This is a genomic window from Nioella nitratireducens (genome assembly GCF_001879715.1).
In the GTDB taxonomy this organism is placed as follows: Bacteria; Pseudomonadota; Alphaproteobacteria; order Rhodobacterales; family Rhodobacteraceae; genus Nioella; species Nioella nitratireducens.
Map to the genome: position 1 here is coordinate 1 of NZ_MNBW01000069.1, position 1026 is coordinate 1026.

Here is a 1026-nt window from a genome sequence, read left to right on the forward strand (position 1 = left end):
GTGGCGGAGAGACAGGGCAAATTCGCAAATCGCTCACTGCTAACTATCTGGTTTCATTATTACATTACTTCAACCTTAGTGGCAATATTCCGCAGATTGGTCGTTGGTTTGGTCAGTGATCTGTTGCGTTCAGATTGTCCGAAATTCGTTACTTCTGCTCCTTCTTTTCTTGGTCCATCTTTGCGACCAGTCGTTTGAACGATTTTGCATCACTGTAGGAAGTTGCCGTTTCTGCGACTTCGCGCATCTTCTTGATCTCTTCTTCTGTCATTGGTTTCCGGTCTTCTTTGTCATTGGTCATGATTGATCCTTTCACTGGTTCGCTGTAGCGGTCGCTGGTGCGGTCTGACCTTTCAGGGCACGGTAGACGCTGACACGACTGATCCCCATCTCCGTGGCAATCTTGCTTGGTCCTAGACCCTGTTCATGAAGTGACATCACCTTGTCCGGACAGATTGATTTCGGACGACCCTTGTAGATGCCACGTGCCTTTGCCTTCGCGATCCCTTCTGCTTGACGCTTCTTGATGATGGATCGTTCAAATTCTGCAAAGGCACCCATCAGATGAAGTTGCAGTTTTGCGAATGGGTCATTGCTGGATGAAGAGAATGTCAGGTTTTCTGACAGGAAGGTGATGCTGACATCTTTATCCAGCAGGGTTTGGATGATGGTTTGCAGGTCACGAAGATCACGTGCCATGCGGTCAATGGACCAACAGATGACTTCATCATGTTCACGTGCAAATTCTATCATGTTTTGAAGTTCAGGTCTGTCTTTGGCAGTAGCGCCTGACAGTTTCTCTTCGAACAGTTTGTCGACATTGCCTAAATCTTGGCGCGATAGGTTCTGATCAATGCTGGAAACGCGACGATATCCAATCTTCATGGGGTCTCTCCATGGATTGTTTCATTGGGGTTTAGAGGAAAAGAAAGAGGCGTAACAAATTGGGAATCAAACCCTTTTGTTACGCCTTCTTTGTATCACAGAAACTGTTTCACATCAGTAGACTTTTTGAAACATGATTTA

The 1026-nt window shown here is 46.1% G+C and carries 2 protein-coding genes; both read right to left on the reverse strand.

Features of this window, described 5'->3' with window-relative positions; translation table 11 throughout:
* Positions 1 to 148: 148 nt before the first annotated feature.
* Entirely contained in the window at positions 149 to 301 is a 153-nt protein-coding gene (locus tag BKY27_RS20205; RefSeq protein WP_158515007.1) for a hypothetical protein, read from the reverse strand.
* An 11-nt stretch (positions 302 to 312) separates the two neighbouring features.
* Entirely contained in the window at positions 313 to 885 is a 573-nt protein-coding gene (locus tag BKY27_RS19610) for a recombinase family protein (RefSeq protein ID WP_071676134.1), read from the reverse strand.
* Positions 886 to 1026 lie beyond the last annotated feature (141 nt).

What these genes read in the sequence shown, in the direction of transcription:
- BKY27_RS20205 (WP_158515007.1), bottom strand. Translation starts at nt 301, where the DNA reads ATGACCAATGACAAAGAAGACCGGAAACCAATGACAGAAGAAGAGATC.
- BKY27_RS19610 (WP_071676134.1), bottom strand. Translation starts at nt 885, where the DNA reads ATGAAGATTGGATATCGTCGCGTTTCCAGCATTGATCAGAACCTATCG.